The organism is Nocardioides sp. OK12 (genome assembly GCF_024341885.1).
Lineage (GTDB): Bacteria > Actinomycetota > Actinomycetes > Propionibacteriales > Nocardioidaceae > Nocardioides > Nocardioides marinisabuli.
This window is the reverse complement of the sequence record NZ_BNET01000003.1, coordinates 494,842-512,563: the sequence shown is the minus strand read 5'-3', so window position 1 is coordinate 512,563 and position 17,722 is coordinate 494,842. Positions and strand designations below refer to the sequence as shown.

15 protein-coding genes are annotated in these 17,722 nt (G+C 73.0%); 9 read left to right on the top strand and 6 right to left on the bottom strand.

Features of this window, described 5'->3' with window-relative positions; genetic code table 11:
• Positions 1-7: 7 nt before the first annotated feature.
• A complete protein-coding gene (locus tag OCU29_RS09895; RefSeq protein ID WP_261819770.1) occupies positions 8-529 on the bottom strand; it encodes a GNAT family N-acetyltransferase in 522 nt (173 codons plus the stop codon).
• A 162-nt stretch (positions 530-691) separates the two neighbouring features.
• On the opposite strand from OCU29_RS09895, the gene dnaK reads away from it, so the two are divergent.
• The 7 genes from dnaK to OCU29_RS09860 all read left to right on the top strand — a co-directional run bounded on the left by dnaK (position 692) and on the right by OCU29_RS09860 (position 8,916).
• On the top strand, positions 692-2,569 hold the full coding sequence (dnaK, locus tag OCU29_RS09890; protein WP_179614571.1) for a molecular chaperone DnaK: 1,878 nt from the start codon (positions 692-694) through the stop codon (positions 2,567-2,569).
• A complete protein-coding gene (gene grpE / locus OCU29_RS09885; RefSeq protein ID WP_261819769.1) occupies positions 2,566-3,240 on the top strand; it encodes a nucleotide exchange factor GrpE in 675 nt (224 codons plus the stop codon). Before dnaK ends, grpE begins: the two co-directional genes overlap by 4 nt.
• Before the next feature lie 112 nt (positions 3,241-3,352).
• Positions 3,353-4,534, top strand: a complete 1,182-nt coding sequence (dnaJ, locus tag OCU29_RS09880) for a molecular chaperone DnaJ (RefSeq protein ID WP_261819892.1) — start codon at positions 3,353-3,355, stop codon at positions 4,532-4,534.
• On the top strand, positions 4,534-4,971 hold the full coding sequence (locus OCU29_RS09875) for a heat shock protein transcriptional repressor HspR (protein WP_261819768.1): 438 nt from the start codon (positions 4,534-4,536) through the stop codon (positions 4,969-4,971). The genes dnaJ and OCU29_RS09875 overlap by 1 nt, the downstream gene beginning before the upstream one ends.
• A gap of 182 nt (positions 4,972-5,153) precedes the next feature.
• Positions 5,154-6,329 carry an IS30 family transposase gene (locus tag OCU29_RS09870; RefSeq protein WP_261819767.1) on the top strand — a complete coding sequence of 392 codons (1,176 nt, stop codon included), beginning with the start codon at positions 5,154-5,156 and terminating at the stop codon, positions 6,327-6,329.
• A gap of 225 nt (positions 6,330-6,554) precedes the next feature.
• Positions 6,555-7,853 carry a hypothetical protein gene (locus OCU29_RS09865; RefSeq protein ID WP_261819766.1) on the top strand — a complete coding sequence of 433 codons (1,299 nt, stop codon included), beginning with the start codon at positions 6,555-6,557 and terminating at the stop codon, positions 7,851-7,853.
• A 19-nt stretch (positions 7,854-7,872) separates the two neighbouring features.
• Entirely contained in the window at positions 7,873-8,916 is a 1,044-nt protein-coding gene (locus OCU29_RS09860; protein WP_261819765.1) for a DUF4393 domain-containing protein, read from the top strand.
• Between the two features lie 96 nt (positions 8,917-9,012).
• Here OCU29_RS09860 and OCU29_RS09855 read toward each other — a convergent pair whose 3' ends face one another.
• The 3 genes from OCU29_RS09855 to OCU29_RS09845 are packed head-to-tail and all read right to left on the bottom strand — an operon-like array spanning position 9,013 to position 11,938.
• Complete coding sequence (locus tag OCU29_RS09855; protein WP_261819764.1) at positions 9,013-10,590, bottom strand: hybrid sensor histidine kinase/response regulator; 1,578 nt, start codon at positions 10,588-10,590, stop codon at positions 9,013-9,015.
• The gene (locus OCU29_RS09850; RefSeq protein ID WP_179614566.1) at positions 10,587-11,216 is read right to left on the bottom strand and encodes a hypothetical protein; all 630 of its coding nucleotides are present in this window, start codon (positions 11,214-11,216) and stop codon (positions 10,587-10,589) included. The genes OCU29_RS09855 and OCU29_RS09850 overlap by 4 nt, the downstream gene beginning before the upstream one ends.
• Positions 11,213-11,938 carry a hypothetical protein gene (locus tag OCU29_RS09845; protein WP_261819763.1) on the bottom strand — a complete coding sequence of 242 codons (726 nt, stop codon included), beginning with the start codon at positions 11,936-11,938 and terminating at the stop codon, positions 11,213-11,215. The genes OCU29_RS09850 and OCU29_RS09845 overlap by 4 nt, the downstream gene beginning before the upstream one ends.
• 216 nt (positions 11,939-12,154) lie before the next feature.
• Between OCU29_RS09845 and clpB the strand changes: the two genes are divergently transcribed.
• Positions 12,155-14,749 carry an ATP-dependent chaperone ClpB gene (clpB, locus tag OCU29_RS09840; protein WP_261819762.1) on the top strand — a complete coding sequence of 865 codons (2,595 nt, stop codon included), beginning with the start codon at positions 12,155-12,157 and terminating at the stop codon, positions 14,747-14,749.
• 19 nt (positions 14,750-14,768) lie between these two features.
• Here clpB and OCU29_RS09835 read toward each other — a convergent pair whose 3' ends face one another.
• Entirely contained in the window at positions 14,769-15,206 is a 438-nt protein-coding gene (locus tag OCU29_RS09835; RefSeq protein WP_261819761.1) for a hypothetical protein, read from the bottom strand.
• Positions 15,207-15,262: 56 nt separating this feature from the next.
• Here OCU29_RS09835 and OCU29_RS09830 point away from each other — a divergent pair, with 56 nt between their 5' ends.
• Positions 15,263-16,384, top strand: a complete 1,122-nt coding sequence (locus OCU29_RS09830) for a hypothetical protein (RefSeq protein ID WP_261819760.1) — start codon at positions 15,263-15,265, stop codon at positions 16,382-16,384.
• Between the two features lie 94 nt (positions 16,385-16,478).
• Here the strand turns inward: OCU29_RS09830 and OCU29_RS09825 are convergent, their stop codons facing one another.
• Positions 16,479-17,693, bottom strand: coding sequence for a pyridoxal phosphate-dependent aminotransferase (locus OCU29_RS09825; RefSeq protein ID WP_261819759.1), 1,215 nt, complete (start codon positions 17,691-17,693; stop codon positions 16,479-16,481).
• Between the last annotated feature and the right edge of the window lie 29 nt (positions 17,694-17,722).

The window sequence follows — 17,722 nt, the reverse complement described above, 5'->3', positions numbered from 1 at the left end:
CTGCTGCTCAGAGCCCGGTCGGCACCCAGTAGCGCTTCTTCGCCGCCACCGTCCCGGTGGCGGGCGCGACCCCGTCGGGCACCCCGTCGCAGGCCTCGATCACCGCGGCCGAGCCGACGTTGTCGACGTCGCAGGTGACCAGCGCGTGCTCGATGCCGTGCCCGCGGCACACCTCGAGGCAGCCGCGCAGGATCGCGGTGGCGTAGCCGCGGCGGCGGTGGGCCGGGCGCACGCCGTACCCCACGTGGCCGCCCCAGGTGGCCAGGAAGTCGTTGAGCCCGTGGCGCACCGAGGCCCGCCCGACGATCTCGCCGTCGACCTCGGCGACCAGGAAGGTGGCCGGCACCATCCAGTCCTCGAGGTCCTCGCCCCGGCGGTGCGCGTCGAGCAGCGCCACGTACTCGCCCCAGGGCTGCTCACCCGGTTCGGGCAGCAGGAACCCGAAGCCGTCGGCGGCCAGCTCGGCGTGCGCGGCGCGCGCCTGCGCCTCGTCGTCGGGGCCCAGCGGTCGCAGCAGGAGGTCGCTCATGGGACGCAGCCAAGCACGGGAATGAAAGCGGCTGCCATTGCATTGGAGCCAGTGAGCAAAGTTGAGTTGATTGGGCTCAAGTAATTTGCCAGACTCTCGGCAGCGACGCACGATGGTCGCACCGGACTTCCCCAGCACGTCCCCCTAGATGGAGGTAACACCATGGCCAGAGCGGTCGGAATCGACCTCGGCACCACCAACAGCGTCGTGTCGGTCCTCGAGGGTGGCGAGCCCACCGTCATCGCCAACGCCGAGGGCGCCCGCACGACCCCCTCGGTTGTCGCGTTCGCCAAGAACGGCGAGGTCCTCGTCGGCGAGGTCGCCAAGCGTCAGGCGGTCACCAACGTCGACCGCACCATCCGGTCGGTCAAGCGCCACATGGGCACCGACTGGAAGACCAAGGTCGACGACAAGGACTTCACGCCGCAGCAGATCAGCGCGTTCGTCCTGCAGAAGCTCAAGCGCGACGCCGAGGCCTACCTCGGCGAGACGGTCACCGACGCGGTCATCACCGTGCCGGCCTACTTCTCCGACGCCCAGCGCCAGGCCACCAAGGAGGCCGGCGAGATCGCGGGCCTCAACGTCTCGCGCATCGTCAACGAGCCCACCGCGGCCGCGCTGGCCTACGGCCTCGACAAGGGCGACGACCAGACGATCCTCGTCTTCGACCTCGGTGGCGGCACCTTCGACGTGTCCCTGCTCGAGATCGGCGAGGGCGTCGTCGAGGTCAAGGCGACCTCCGGCGACAACCACCTCGGTGGTGACGACTGGGACGCCCGCGTCGTGGAGTGGATGGTCAAGAAGTTCAAGGACAACAACGGTGTCGACCTCGCCGCCGACAAGATCGCCAAGCAGCGCCTCCAGGAGGCCGCCGAGAAGGCGAAGATCGAGCTGTCCTCGAGCTCCGAGACCACGGTGCACCTGCCCTACATCACGCACGGCGAGTCGGGCCCGCTGCACTTCGAGGAGCGCCTGACCCGCTCGGAGTTCCAGAAGATGACCTCCGACCTGCTCGACCGCACCAAGGCCCCGTTCCAGGCCGTGCTCAAGGACGGCGGCGTCGCGATCGACAAGATCGACCACGTCGTGCTCGTCGGCGGCTCGACCCGGATGCCCGCGGTCACCGAGGTGGTCAAGGACCTGCTCGGCGGCAAGGAGCCCAACAAGGGCGTCAACCCCGACGAGGTCGTCGCCGTCGGCGCCGCGCTCCAGGCCGGTGTCCTCAAGGGCGAGGTCAAGGACGTGCTGCTCCTCGACGTCACCCCGCTCTCCCTGGGCATCGAGACCAAGGGCGGCGTGATGACCAACCTCATCGAGCGCAACACCACGATCCCGACCAAGCGCTCGGAGATCTTCACCACCGCCGACGACAACCAGCCCTCGGTCGAGATCAAGGTCGCCCAGGGCGAGCGCCAGATGTGGGCCCAGAACCAGCCGCTCGGCAACTTCGAGCTGACTGGCCTGCCCCCGGCGCCGCGCGGCGTGCCCAAGATCGAGGTCACCTTCGACATCGACGCCAACGGCATCGTGCACGTCTCGGCGAAGGACCAGGGCTCCGGCAAGGAGCAGTCGATGACCATCTCCGGCGGCTCCGCGCTGTCGAAGGAGGAGATCGACCGGATGGTCAAGGACGCCGAGCAGTACGCCGAGGAGGACGCCAAGCGTCGCGAGGCGATCGAGGTCCGCAACCAGGCCGACCAGCTCGTCTACACGACCGAGAAGTTCCTCTCCGAGAACGGCGAGAAGCTGCCCGACGACGTCAAGACCGAGGTCCAGGCCGACGTCGACGCCCTCAAGGCCACCCTCGAGAAGGACGACGCCGACGCCGACGAGCTCAACGCCGGCCTCACCAAGCTCAACGAGTCGAGCCAGAAGATGGGCGCCGCGATGTACGCCGCCGCGGAGGCCGAGCAGGCCGCCGCCGGTGGCACCACCGGGGCGACCGGCGAGGGCGACGACGACATCGTCGACGCCGAGGTGGTCGACGAGGAGCCCGGCACCGACGGCACCGACGGTGCCGACGGTGGTGAGAGCAAGTGACCCAGCCCCGCGACGAGGAGAACATCCCCCCGCCCGAGGGGTCCTTCCCCGACGAGGCGGCCGAGATGGTCTCCCAGACCGACGTCGAGGCGGGTGCGGCCGGCGGTGACCCTGCCACGGCCGACCCCGCCGCCGACTCCAGCGACCCCGGTGCTGCCGGGGCCTCGGAGCCGGCCGACGACGAGCTCACCCTGGCCCGCATCGCCCTGGAGGAGCGCACGCTCGACCTCCAGCGCCTGCAGGCCGAGTTCGTCAACTACAAGCGCCGGGTCGAGCGGGACCGCGACCTGATCAAGGAGAACGCGACGTACGCCGCGCTCGCCCCGATCACCGAGGTCCTCGACACCATCGACCGGGCCCGCGAGCACGAGCCTCTCGAGGGCGGCTTCAAGGCCGTCGCCGAGCAGCTCGAGCGCACCGTGGGCGCGGCGGGGCTGACCCGCTACGGCGCGCCGGGCGACCCGTTCGACCCCAGCCTCCACGAGGCCCTCTCCCACATCGGGGAGGATCCCGAGGTGAGCGTCACGACCTGCAAGGTCATCGCCAAGGCCGGCTACCGCATCGGTGACCGGGTGGTGCGCGCCGCGCAGGTGCTGGTGGTCGACCCGGCCGACGCCGACGCGCCGGCCGCGACCGACCAGCCGGCCGAGCAGGACCAGCCAGACCAGTAGCACCAGCACGACCCGCTGCGGGTCGGCCCCCGGGCCGGCCCGCAGCACCCGTACCGAGACCTGCACCGACCGCCAGGAGCGAGGGGAGGACCACGTGAGCGACACCGACGGCATGCGCGCCGACTGGGCGCAGAAGGACTTCTACGCCGTGCTCGGGGTCAAGAAGGACGCCTCGACCGACGAGATCAAGAAGGCCTACCGGCGCCTCGCGCGGGCCAACCACCCCGACACGCACCCTGGCGACACCGCCAAGCACGACACGTTCAAGAAGGTCGCCGAGGCCTACGACGTCGTCGGCGACCCGGCCAAGCGCTCCAAGTACGACGAGATGCGCCGCCTCTACGCCTCCGGGGGCTACCCCGGCGGCGGGGCCGGTGGCTTCGGCGGCGGTGGCTTCGGCGGCCAGCAGGGCGGGGTCAACCTCGAGGACCTGCTGCGCGACGGCGGCGGGGCCGGCGGCTTCGGCGACATGTTCGGCGACCTCTTCGGGGGCGGCGGCGGTGGCCGGCGGCGTACGGCGCGCCCGCGCCCCACCAAGGGCAGCGACGTCGAGACCTCGGCGACCATCAGCTTCACCGACGCCATGGACGGCGTCACCGTCTCGCTGCGGCTCTCCTCCGAGACCGCCTGCACCACCTGCGGCGGCTCGGGCGGCAAGCCCGGCACCAGGCCGCACATCTGCACCACCTGCGAGGGCGCCGGCTTCGTGGTCGCCTCGATGGGCGGCTCGTTCTCGGTCAACGAGACCTGCCCCGCCTGCGGTGGTCGCCAGCTGGTCTACGACGACCCGTGCCCCGCGTGCCGCGGCACCGGTCGCGGCACCTCCGCGCGCACCATCCAGGCCCGGATCCCCGCCGGCGTCAAGGACGGCCAGCGCATCCGGGTGCGCGGCAAGGGCGCCCCCGGTGAGAACGGCGGCCCGCCCGGCGACCTGTTCGTGGCCGTGAAGGTCTCGCCGCACCGGGTCTTCGGCCGCAAGGACGACAACCTCACGATCGACGTGCCGGTCTCCTTCGACGAGCTGGCGCTCGGTGCCGAGGTCCGCATCCCCACCCTCGGCGGCAGCCCGGTCACGCTGCGGCTGCCGGCCGGCACCCCCAACGGTCGCACCTTCCGGGTGCGCGGCAAGGGCGCCAAGAAGGCCGACGGCTCGTACGGCGACCTGCTGGCCACCGTCGAGGTGCAGGTGCCGGCGGTGCTCGACGCCGCGACCCGCGCCGCCATCGAGGCCTACCGCGAAGCGACGGCGTCCAAGCCGCTGCGCGCCAACCTCTTCGAGCAGGCAGGTGCCTGATGGCCGGGCGGTCGGGCAACCCCTTCGGTGACGCCCACCCCGACGCCGCCGTCTTCGTCATCTCGGTGGCCGCCGAGCTCACCGGGCTGCACCCGCAGACGCTGCGCACCTGGGAGCGCCTGGGCCTGATCACCCCCGGTCGCACCGGGGGCGGCGGGCGCCGCTACTCGGGGCGCGACATCGAGCGGCTGCGCGAGATCGCCGAGCTCTCCGGCGCCGGCATCGGTATCGAGGGCGTGCGCCGCATCCTCGACCTGGAGAACCGGGTGAGTGCCCTCTCCTCCCGCAACGAGGAGCTGGTGGCCGAGCTCGAGGCGACCCGCGCCGCCCTGCGCCAGGCCGTCGCCGTGCGCCGCGGCGACCTGCCGCCCAACAAGCTGCCCGTCCTGCGCGCCCCCGACGCCTCCGGCTCGATGGTGGTCTGGCGCCGGCGCTGACCAGGCACAGATCTCGCGCCCACCCGGCGCAAATCTCACCCTGACCTGGCGCAAACCTCGCGCTGACCCGGCGCAAACCTCCCACGAGGAACTTCGGGCCGGCTCGGTGGGAGATTTGGGCCAGGTCACTGCGGCGGGTTCTAGGTAGTGATGCAACACCTCGATGACTGAGGAGTTGTGCCATGGCTCGTCCGATGCGGCCCAGGGAGTTCGATCGTCCGTTCTGGGAAGCGATCCGGTCAGGGTTGGGGGTGAAGTCAGCGGCGCGGGTCTCGGGCATGTCGTCGACCACCGCGAAGCGGGTCTTCGGCAAGGCTGGCGGGGTGAACCCTGTTCCTGTGAACCCGCCGGTGGGTCGGTATCTGTCGTGGGCCGAGCGCGAGGAGATCGCGGCACTGACCCACGCCGGTCACGGGGTCCGCGAGGTCGCGCGTCGTACCGGCCGCAGCCCGGCCACGGTCAGCCGCGAGTTGGCCCGGGGCGCGACCGGTCGCGGTTACCGAGCCTCCGTGGCCCAGGCCAAGATCGACCGTGGCCGTACGCGATCGCGGTCCGCGAAACTGGCCACGAACCTGGCGCTACGCCGAGTGGTCCAGGAGTACTTGGTCCAGCACCTGAGCCCCGAGCAGATCGCTGGCAGACTCGTCCTCGACTTCCCCGACGATCCGGAGATGCGGGTGTCGCCCGAGACGATCTACCAGTCGCTGTACATCCAGGCCCGCGGTGGGCTCAAACGCGAGCTGACCACCCATCTGCGCACCGGGCGCTACATGCGCAAACCCCATCGCCGTGAGGCCGAGCGCCGCGGCCGGATCCCCGGCATGGTGATGATCAGCGAACGCCCCGCCGAGGTCGAGGACCGCGCGGTGCCCGGGCACTGGGAAGGCGACTTGATCCTCGGCTCGACCGCCTCGAAGTCGGCGGTGGGCACCCTGGTCGAGCGCAGCACCGGGTTCGTGATGCTGCTGCACCTGCCAGGCGACCACGGCGCCCTGGCGGTCCAAGACGCACTCGTGGCGAAGATGGCCACCCTGCCCGAGCAGCTGCGCCGCTCGTTGACCTGGGACCAGGGCGGCGAGATGGCCAACCACGTCCAGATCGCTGAGGCCACCGGCCTGGAGATCTACTTCTGCGACCCCCACTCGCCCTGGCAACGCGGCTCGAACGAGAACACCAACGGCCTGCTGCGCCAGTACCTGCCCAAGGGCAGCGACCTGTCCTTCTACGGACCCGGCCTGCTCGACAAGATCGCCTCCGAGCTCAACGCCCGACCCCGCAAACGCCACGGCTTCCGCACCCCAGCAGAAGTGCTGGACCAACTACTCTCACAACCCACCACCAACAACGGTGTTGCGTGACTACCTAGATTTCGCCTGCAACATTTGCGCCGGGTCAGGGTGAGATCTGCGCCGAATCGGGGAGCCAGGTCGCGGCAGCGTGGTGCGAGGGGTGGCGTGAGTCACCCCACAACGCTATCGAGCCCTGTCGCGGGACCGACCTCGACGCTAGTCTCGCCAGGTCAGCCCGGGTGCCGCGCGCTCGGGGCAGGCTCTGGGGAGGGTCGGACGAAGGGCGAGACGTCGGTGGACTGGTTCTACGAGTGGGTGGCGGGAATCCACTGGGTCCACTTCCTGACGATCCCCGTCTTCACCGGCGTCGTCGGCTGGCTGATCAACTGGTCGGGGCTCTTCATGCTCTTCAGCCCGCTGCACTTCAAGGGCGTGCGGATCCCCGGGATGCGCGAGCTGGCCTCGATCCTGCCGCGCAAGGTCCAGGAGGTGCCCGGCGTCCTCCAGGGCGGCATCGGCTGGCAGGGCATCGTGCCCGCCCGGGCCGCGAAGATGGGCTCGATCGCGGTGGACAAGGCGATCTCCAAGCTCGGCACGCCCGCGGAGTTCTACCAGCAGCTCGAGCCCGAGCGGATCGCCGAGCACATCGTCGAGTCCTTCCGACCCGAGGTGCCGGGCCTCGTCGAGGAGGTGATGCGTCGCGAGCACCCGCGGCTGTGGCGCGACCTGCCGCGACCGATCCGGCAGGCGATCATCGACCGGGTGCAGTCGCAGCTGCCGAGCGTGGTCAGCGGCATCACCACCGAGATCGGCGTGCACATCGACCAGCTGCTCGACCCCAAGATCATGGTGATCGACCACTTCCGCGACAACCCGTCGCTGGTGGTGCGGATCTTCCGAGACTTCGGCCAGCGCGAGCTCAACCTGATGGTCGCCTTCGGGTTCGTCTTCGGCTTCGCCCTCGGCGTGCCCGTGGCCGTCGTCGACAGCATCTTCGGCCAGTGGTGGCTGCTGCCGGTGATGGGCGTGGTGGTCGGCTGGATCACCAACGCCCTGGGCATGTGGCTGATCTTCGAGCCGCCCGAGCCGCGCCGCATCCTGGGCGTGAAGGTGCACGGGCTCTTCCTGCGCCGCCAGGCCGAGGCGGCCGAGGTGTACGCCCGGATCATCGCCGAGGACGTCATCACCCTCGAGCGGATCGGCGACTTCCTGCTCGACGGCCCCAGCGGCGACCGGACCCGCCAGATGCTCGCCCACTCGCTGCGCCCGGCCATCGAGCGGGCCGCGGGCCCGGCCCGCGGCGCCGTGCGGGTGGCGGTCGGCACGCGCCGCTTCGACACCATCCGCGACCAGGTCGCCCAGGAGGCGGTCGGACGCACCCTGACCCCGTTCCGCGACCCCGAGTTCAGCCGGCAGCAGTCCGACAAGATCCAGGTGCTGATCGCGCGCCGCACCAAGGAGCTGCCGCCGCGCGACTTCGTCGAGATGATGCGCTCGGCGATCCGGGAGGACGAGTGGATGCTCTACGCCCACGGGGCCATCATGGGTCTCGGCGGCGGGTTCCTGCACCTGTGGATCTTCGGTGTCGCGTGAGCCGACAGGAGGGCTGGTCATGACCGATCTGCACGACGAGGTGGCGCCGCCCGCCGGCGCGCCCCTGCCCCCCGAACCCCAGCCCCCCGAACCCCTGCCCCCCGCGCCCCAGCCCCCCGCGCCCCAGCGGGACGACCCGCGTGCCCACCCGAGCGCCCACGACCGGCTCGCTCCCGCGGTGGAGGCGCTGCCGGGCCTGGCTCGCGTGGCCGCCTCGGCGGCCTGGCACACCACCGGCTGGGGCGTGCGCCAGTCGCTGCGCAACACCGCGCGGCTGGCCCGCGCCGTCACCGACCGCGACGAGGCGGCCGCCCTGGCCCACGAGGCCACCGAGGCGGTGCAGGTCGTCAGCGACCTGGCGCGCTCGGTCTCGGCCGGCATCCCCGTCTCCTCCGCGCTGGTGCGCGCCGGCGAGACCCTCGGCTCCTTCTCCGAGCCGCCCGAGCGCCGGGCCCGCCGCCACGACGAGGACGCCCCGCCGCGGCCCCACCCGCGCCGGCCCTCGCTGCGCGAGCGCGGCGCCGAGCTCCTGGAGCGCTCGCGCGACGTGTGGAGCGAGCGCGACGGGCACCCGGCGTACGAGCGGATGCTCGGCGAGCTGGCGCCCGACGAGGCCCGCGTCCTGCTGCTGCTGCTCGAGCACGGCCCGCAGCCCAGCGTCGACGTGCGCACCGGGGGCCCGATCGGGATGGTCAGCAGCCAGCTCATCGCGCCCGGCCTGACGATGATCGGGGCCCGCGCGGGCTGCCGCTACGTCGACCAGGTGCCGGCCTACCTCAACAACCTCTTCCGTCTCGGCCTGGTGTGGTTCTCCCGCGAGCCGCTGCGCGACCCGATGGACTACCAGGTGCTCGAGGCCCAGCCCGACGTGCTGGAGGCCTGCCACACGGTGAAGTTCGCCAAGGTGGTGCGACGCAGCATCCACCTCACGCCCTTCGGCGAGGACTTCTGCCGCACCTGCCTGGTCGACGAGGTCACCGCCGAGCGCTCCTTCCCCGAGCACCAGGCGCCGCCCGAGGCCGAGAGCGGCGAGCCCTCCCAGCACGGCGGCACCGCCGACTGAGACCCCCGGCCCAGAGGTGGGGCGGGGTCCGGAGCAGGGTCCGGCCCCCGACCCGGTGGCCGGGTCGGGAGCCGGTGTCGCTGGCGGCGTCGACGCCTACTCCGAGGAGTCGCCCACTCCCTCCACAGGCGGCTCGGGGAGCGACGGGGCCTCCACCGCCAGCGAGATCGTGAAGACCGAGCCGCCGTAGCGGCCCGGCGCGTAGCCCACCGTGGCGTCCTGCGCCTCGGCCAGGGTGCGGACGACGTACAGCCCCAGCCCGGTGCCGGTCGCCACCGTGCCGCTGGCCCGGGTGAACTCCCGGAACAGGTCGTCGCGGAAGCCCTCCGGCACCCCGGGGCCGTGGTCGACGACGTCGATGCAGACCCGGTCGTCCTCGCCGCGCACGTGCACCAGGAACGGGGCCCGCCCGTACTTCAGGGCGTTGCCGAGCAGGTTGCCGACCATCTGCTCCAGGCGCAGCGGGTCGACGCGCACCTCGCGGTCGTCGTCGACGCGGACCTCGACCACCGGGTCGGGGTCACCCCGGTAGCGGTCGTGGACCAGCGACTCCACGACCTGGCGCGGGCGCACCGGGCGCAGGTCGAAGCGCAGGGTGCCGCGCTGGATCTGCGCCGCGGTCAGCAGGTCGGCGGTGATCGAGTCGAGCATCCGCGCCTGGCGGGCCACCGAGCCCATCAGTCGGGCGCGCACCTCGGGCCCGAGGTCGTCCTCGCCCCACTCGCTGGTCTCGGCGATGCCGCAGATGACCGCGACGGGGCCGCGTATCTCGTGGGCGGTGGTGGCGATGGCGCGGCGCAGCAGGCCCACGTCGTCGCTGGCGGAGTCGAGGAAGACCAGCACCGACCAGCCGGTACGCCGCATCGTCGCGCGCACCGTCGCGCCGTCGAGCTCGACCTCGAAGGAGGCGTCGGCGTCGAGGCGGTGGTAGGCCACGAGCGTGGCCAGCGGCCCCGACGTGAAGCCCAGCGGGGTGCCGGGGCTGGCCGAAGAGCCCAGCAGCCGCTGCGCGGTGGTGTTGGCGAAGACGATGCGGAACAGCGGCTCGTCGGCGAGCTCGAGGATGCCCATCGGGGCCATGCTCAGCGCCTGCCACCAGGAGATCTGCGACGCCGAGGCGGGGTTGCGCGGCGCCTGCTCGACCGGCTCCGGCGCCCCGGCGGCGCCGGCGGCCCCCGCGGCCTCCGCACCCGGGGCCCCGTCGTCCTCGCGGACCGGGTGGGTGCGGCTCTCGGACTCCTCCAGGGGCGGCACCACCGACAGCGAGCGCGGTGCCCGGGGCGACGACGCCCCGGAGGTCATCTCCCCGACGTAGTCGAGGATCGAGTCGAGCGAGGCGCCCTTCTGCACGTAGCCGTCGGCGCCCACGGCCAGCGCCCGCTCCGACATCTGGGTGGCCCCGAACCCCGAGAGCACCACGACCTTGGCCCGCGGCACGCTGCGCCGGATCGAGGGCAGCGCCTCGAGGCCGTCCATCACCGGCATCGACAGGTCCAGCAGCACCAGGTCGGGGCGCTGCTCACGCACCACCTCGATGCCGCGGCGCCCGTCGCCGGCCTCGCCGACGACGTCGTACCCGCCGCGGCCCAGGGCCAGGCGCAACAGCTCGCGCAGGTCGGCGGTGTCGTCGATGATGACGACCCGCAGCGGTCGGGCTCGGGCGGCTGCGCTCACGGGGCAGGCCTCTCTGGTGGGGCGGTGGGGTCGCCGTCGGGCGGCTCCTTGAGGATCTCGGCGGCGGCGCTGCGCACCAGCTCGAGGGACTGGCTGGCGCTGTTGCCGAGCAGGTCGGTGATGATGCGGCTCGCCGAGTCGATCGACGAGGAGAGCGCGGCCTGCGCCCGGGCGGGGTCGTCGAGGTCGAGCGCCATCTTGGCCACCACCAGGCCCTGCAGGACGGTGTCGTTGAGCTCGAGCGCCTGCTGCTCGCGCTGGCGCAGGTCCTGGAAGAGCTGGGCGCCCTCCATCAACGAGGAGTACTGGCGTCGCTGCGACCAGTAGTAGACGCCCACGGCGGCGCCCACGACGTCCCACAGCGCCAACGGCCAGCCCCACGCGGTGCGCATCGCCAGGCCCTGCACGTCGTCGAGCCCGAAGCTCGGCAGCAGCATGTGCACCGAGTGGGCGCCGTGGTGGACCGCGCAGGTCAGGAAGATGGCCGCGGTGGCGGCGCCCAGCGGGTTGGTGCGCAGCTGGTTGCTACGGGCCAGCGGCACCACGATGGCGGTGCTGATCAGCAGGTAGGCGATCGCGATGACGGTGTTGCAGACCAGTCCGACGACCCAGGGCTCCACGCTCATCCGCCCGCCCCGCTCAGGGAGAGCAGCGCCAGCGCCGTCACCGAGACGCCGAGGTACGCCGTCGCGGCCGGGTGCCAGCCGGCCGCAGCACCGCCGGGCGCCGGCGGCGCGCCGCGCAGCAGGGCGACGCAGACGCCGACGACGACGAGCTGCCAGGCCACGGCGGCGAGGTCCCAGGCGCCGACCGCCTCGGGGGTCCCCATCAGGCCCAGGGGCAGCCCGACCGTGCGGGTCAGCGCCCACAGGGCCAGGCAGGCCGCGTTGCCGACGGCGCCGAGCAGCAGCAGGCGGCGGCTCGGTCGACCGGGGCGTTGCAGGGCGGCGGCGGTCCAGGCCAGCTGGGCCAGCGCGGCCGCGGCGAAGAAGAGCCCGAAGAGGGTCTGCTCGCGCAGGTGAGCCGGGCCCATCGCGGCGTGCACGCCCGCGGCGGCGGCGCTGGAGACCAGCGCGAGCGGCAGCAGCAGGGTGCCCGCGGTGCCGGCCCGGGGCCGCGCGGCGGGGCCGGGGGTCGTCGCGAGCGGGCGGACCTGCAGGGTGCCCGTGGCCGCGGCGTGGCGCAGCGCGGCGACCCGCAGGTCGTGGGCGTCGGGCGCGCGGTGGGCGGTCGGCAGCAGCCGGGCGCCGAGCAGACCGGCGAGCGCGACGAGTCCGCCGACCACCAGTGCGTAGTGCACGGTGTGCGCGGCGGCGCTGGCGCTCGTGGCGCCGACCCAGGCCGTCACCGGCTTCCCTCCCGGGTCCCTCCTCCCCAGGCGGGACCCTGCTCCGCGCACCACCGTAGGGCGCGAGGAGGGCCGTGCGAGCCGAATCACAGAAAAATTGTTGACCGGACAAAGTTGAGTGGAACAGACTCAACTTGTCGGGCGTTGAGGCCAGTGACCGACCCGCACGACCCAGCCAGACACCGCACGACACCGCACGAGACAGGGAGAGCAGCCGTGAGCCAGTTCGGGGCCGAGAAGTTCACCACCCGCAGCCGCGAGGCGATCGAGACCGCCCAGCGGCTCGCCACCACCTCCGGGCACAGCCACACCGAGCCCGTCCACCTCCTCGTCGCGCTCCTGGGCCAGGACGACGGCATCGCGCGCAGCCTGGTCACCAAGGCCGGCGTCGACGTGCAGCAGCTGGTCACCGGTGCCGGGGCGGCGCTCGAGGCGCTGCCGCGCGCCAGCGGTGCCACCGTGCAGCAGCCCTCCGCCTCCGCCGCGCTCACCCGGGTGCTGGCCGGGGCGCTCGACCTGGCCTCCTCGATGAAGGACGAGTACGTCGCCACCGAGCACCTGCTGATCTCGATGGCCGGCACCGAGTCCAGCGCCCAGAAGGTGCTCGCCGACGCCGGGCTGACCGAGGCCGGCCTGCGCGAGGGGCTCACCGCGGTGCGCGGCAACCGCCGCGTGACCAGCCAGGACGCGGAGTCGACGTACGAGTCGCTCGAGAAGTACTCCGTCGACCTCACCGCGGCCGCCGAGGAGGGCCGGCTCGACCCGGTCATCGGCCGCGACGCCGAGATCCGTCGCGTCGTGCAGGTGCTGAGCCGGCGCACCAAGAACAACCCGGTGCTGATCGGCGAGCCCGGCGTCGGCAAGACCGCCGTCGTCGAGGGCCTGGCCCAGCGCGTGGTCGCCGGCGACGTGCCCGACTCGCTCAAGGGCCGTCGGGTGCTCAGCCTCGACCTGGCCGCCATGGTCGCCGGCGCGAAGTACCGCGGCGAGTTCGAGGAGCGGCTCAAGGCCGTGCTCGAGGAGATCAAGGACGCCGGCGGGCAGGTGATCACCTTCATCGACGAGCTGCACACGGTCGTCGGCGCGGGCGCCGGCGGCGACTCCTCGATGGACGCCGGCAACATGCTCAAGCCGATGCTGGCGCGCGGCGAGCTGCACATGATCGGCGCCACCACCCTCGACGAGTACCGCGAGCGGATCGAGAAGGACCCGGCGCTCGAGCGCCGCTTCCAGCAGGTCTTCGTCGGCGAGCCCAGCGTCGAGGACACCATCCAGATCCTGCGCGGCATCCAGGAGAAGTACGAGGCGCACCACGGGGTGCGCATCACCGACGCGGCGCTGGTGGCCGCGGCCACCCTGTCCGACCGCTACATCAGCGGGCGCCAGCTGCCCGACAAGGCCATCGACCTCATCGACGAGGCGTCCTCGCGGCTGCGGATGGAGATCGAGTCCTCGCCCGAGGAGATCGACCAGCTGCGCCGCCACGTCGACCGGCTCAAGATGGAGGAGTTCGCGCTGGCCAAGGAGAGCGACGAGGCCTCCGTCGAGCGGCTCGAGGCGCTGCGCGCCGACCTGGCCGACGCGGAGGAGGAGCTGCGCGGGCTCGAGGCCCGCTGGGAGTCCGAGAAGGCCTCGCTCGAGGGCGAGGGCGAGCTGCGCCGCCAGCTCGACGGGCTGCGCATCGAGGCCGAGCGGCTGCAGCGCGAGGGCGACCTGGGGCGCGCCAGCGAGATCCTCTACGGCCGCATCCCCGAGCTCGAGCAGCAGATCGAGGCCGCCGCGGCCGCCGAGAGCGGCGAGGTCGAGGGCACCGAGCCGCTGGTCGGCGAGGAGGTCGGGCCCGAGCAGATCGCCGACGTCGTCGAGGCCTGGACCGGCATCCCCACCGGCCGGATGCTGCAGGGCGAGACCGCCAAGCTGCTGGAGATGGAGCAGGTCATCGGCGAGCGGCTCATCGGCCAGCGCGAGGCGGTCGCCGCGGTCAGCGACGCCGTACGCCGCTCGCGCGCCGGCATCGCCGACCCGAACCGCCCGACCGGCTCGTTCCTCTTCCTGGGCCCCACCGGCACCGGCAAGACCGAGCTGGCCAAGTCGCTGGCCGACTTCCTCTTCGACGACGAGCGCGCGATCGTGCGCATCGACATGAGCGAGTACTCCGAGAAGCACTCGGTCTCGCGGCTGGTCGGCGCGCCCCCGGGCTACGTCGGCTACGACGAGGGCGGCCAGCTGACCGAGGCGGTGCGCCGCCGGCCCTACTCGGTGGTGCTGCTCGACGAGGTCGAGAAGGCGCACCCGGAGGTCTTCGACATCCTGCTGCAGGTGCTCGACGACGGCCGGCTCACCGACGGCCAGGGCCGCACCGTCGACTTCCGCAACACGCTGCTGATCCTGACCTCCAACCTGGGCTCGCAGTACCTCGTCGACCCCACGCTCGACGCGGCCACCAGCCGCGAGCAGGTGCTGGCGCTGGTGCGGGCCTCGTTCAAGCCCGAGTTCCTCAACCGGCTCGACGAGATCGTCACCTTCGAGTCGCTGAGCCAGGAGGCGCTGACCCACATCGTCGACCTGCAGCTGGCGCTGCTGGAGAAGCGGCTGGCGGTGCGGCGGATCTCGATCGACGTCACCGACGCGGCGCGGACCTGGCTCGCCGAGACCGGCTACGACCCGGCGTACGGCGCCCGGCCGCTGCGCCGGCTGATCCAGACCGCCATCGGCGACCGGCTGGCGCGGATGCTGATCGGCGGCGAGGTCGTCGACGGGGGCTCGGTGCAGGTCGACGTCGGCGACGACGGGCTGGTGCTGCGCACCTGACGTCGCAGGGCGGCCGGGCTCAGGCCCGGTCGCCCCGGTCGTCGCGGCGGCCCAGCCAGCCGCCGCCGAAGAGGGCCCACAGCACCAGCACGGGCTGGAAGAACAGCCGCACGAAGCGGGCCCGGTCGGTGGTGAGGCCGAAGGCGTCGGTGCGCTCGAGGTACTGGCCCACGTTGCCGGGGAAGATCGCCACGAAGAACGCCGCCAGGAGCGCGCCGACCAGGCGACGGCGCCTCGGCAGCGCCACGAAGGCCGCGCCGAGGCCGATCTCGACGACCCCGGAGCCGACGACGACCAGGTCGTCGTCGAGGGGGAACCAGTCGGGCACCTGCGCCTGGAACTCCTCGCGCTGGGAGGTCAGGTGCAGCACCCCGGCGCCCACCATCGCCGAGCCGAGCAGCAGCCGCGCGGCGGTGCGCAGGGCGGAGGAGCGGGGCGCGGACCGGGCGGGAGTCATGGCCCCAGCGTAGGCAGCCCGGCGGGCTCCCTTGGTCGTCTGGTGGAATGGGCGTCATGTCAGATGCCGCTCCCGCCCGCCCGCGGCAGGTGACCGTCGCTGCCTGGTTGATCATCCTCGGCTCGGTCTTCGTCGTGCTCTCCGCCTTCGGCCAGGTCTCGGGGGTCAGCTCGCTCGAGACCCGCGAGCGCATCGAGGCGCTGCTCTCCGAGCCCCCGGCCGACGGCCTGGGGCTCTCGGTCGGCACCGTGCTCGACATGCTGCGCGTCGTGGCGATGGTCGCCGCGGCCACCGCGACCGCCACCGCGATCCTCGGCACCCAGGTCCTGCAGCGCTCCCGTGCCGCCCGCACCTGGCTCTCGGTGCTGGCGGTGCCGCTGTTCCTCTCGGCCGCCTTCATCGGCGGCTTCATGGGCGCGCTGGTCGCCGCGGCCGTGGTGATGCTGTGGCTGCAGCCCGCCAAGTCCTGGTTCGCCGGCGAGCCGCTGCCCGAGCGCTTCAACGCCGACGGCACGCTGCGCAAGGACGAGTCGGCCCAGAAGCCGGCCCAGAAGCCGGCGCCGGCACCCGAGCGGGACCACCAGCCGGTCGGCCACGGCGCGCCGCCGCAGCAGCCGTCGGCGTACCCGCCGCCCCCGGCGTACCCCCAGCAGCAGCCCGGCCCCGCGCCGTACGCCGGCTTCGGCCACCCGCAGGCCGAGCGCCCGCAGGCGGTGCCGGGTGGCGCGCCCGCCCCCGGCCCCCGGCGGCGCCCGGCCGCCCTGGCCTGGGCCTGCGCCCTGACCTGGGTCGGCAGCGGCCTGGTCTCCCTGTTCTGGTTGCTGGCCACGCTGGTCTTCGTCGCGGTGCCCCAGGCCGACTTCGACGAGCTGCTGGAGGGCCAGCCCGAGGCCCAGGCGCAGCTGGCGGCCTACGACTGGGCCGAGGTGACGCAGAGCGTCTACGTCATGACCGCGGTCAGCGTGACGTGGAGCATCGTGGCCATCGTGCTCGCGGTGCTGGCCTTCCGGGGCGTGGCCTGGGCGCGTCTGGCCCTGACGGTCTCGAGCGCAGCGCTCGCGGGCGTGCTCTTCGTCTGGGGTGTCGTCTGGGCCCCCGCGATGCTGCTGGTCATGGTGCCGGTGGCCGCGACCGTGGTGCTGCTGCTGCGCCCCGACGTCCGCGCCTGGCGCCGCTGACCAGGCCGCCACCTCGCGCCGACCCGGCGCATACTTCGCGCCGACCCGGCGCATACTTCGCACCGACCCGGCGCGAACCGGCGCCGGCGCGCGCTCAGGCGGTGAGGTCGGCGGCGGCCAGGCGGGCCAGCCCGTCCTCGATCACCGGCACGGTCTTGCAGAAGGCGAAGCGCACCAGGTGGCGCCCCGCGTCGGAGTCGGGGTAGAAGCCGCGCAGCGGGATCGCCACCACGCCGGCGCGCTCGGGCAGCGCCCGGCAGAAGGCGGTGGAGTCCTCCCAGCCGAGGTGCTCGACGTCGACGCTGGCGAAGTAGGTGCCCTGCGGCACCCGCGCCGGCAGCCCCGCGGCGCCCAGGCCCTCGCAGAGCAGGTCGCGGCGGCCCTGCAGGTCGCGGGCGAGCTCGAGCGGGAAGTCGGCCTCCTCGTCCAGCGCCTGCGCCACCGCTGGCTGCAGCGGCGAGCCCGAGGTGAAGGTCAGCCACTGCTTGGCGTTCAGCACGGCCTCGACCAGGTACGACGGCCCGGTGGCCCAGCCGACCTTCCAGCCGGTGAAGGACCACGACTTGCCGACCGACGACAGGCTCAGGGTGCGCTCGGCCATCCCCGGCAGGGTGCTGATCGGCGTGTGCACGGCGTCGTCGTAGACCAGGTGCTCGTAGACCTCGTCGGTGATCACGACCAGGTCGTGCTCGATCGCGACGTCGGCCACGGCCTGCAGATCCTCGGGGCCCAGGACGGTGCCGGTCGGGTTGTGCGGGGAGTTGAGCAGCACGAACCTCGTGCGCGCGGTGACCGCCGCCCGCAGCTCGGCCACGTCGAGGCGGTAGTCGGGGGCGCGCAGGGTGACCGGGCGTCGTACGCCGCCGGCCATCTGGATCATCGCGACGTAGGAGTCGTAGTAGGGCTCGAGCACCACCACCTCGTCGCCGGGGTCGACCAGGCCGAGCAGCGCGGCGGCGATGCCCTCGGTGGCGCCGGTGGTGGCGCAGACCTGGGTGTCGGGGTCGAGGTCGATGCCGTAGTGACGGCGCTGGTGCTCGGCGACCGCCCGGCGCAGCGCGGGGACGCCGGTGCCGGGGGCGTACTGGTTGGCCCCCTCCTCGACGGCGCGCGCGACCCGGGCGCGGCTGCTCGCCGGCCCGTCGACGTCGGGGAAGCCCTGGCCCAGGTTGACCGCCCCGGTGCGCAGCGCGAGCGCCGACATCTGGGTGAAGATCGTCGGCGGGATGCCGTCGAGGCGGTGCGCGGGCGAGGCGCCACGCGGCCGGGAGGCGGGGGCGGAGGTGGAGGACGTGCCGGGTGCAGCCATGGCCCCACCGTAGCCACGCACCCGGGTCG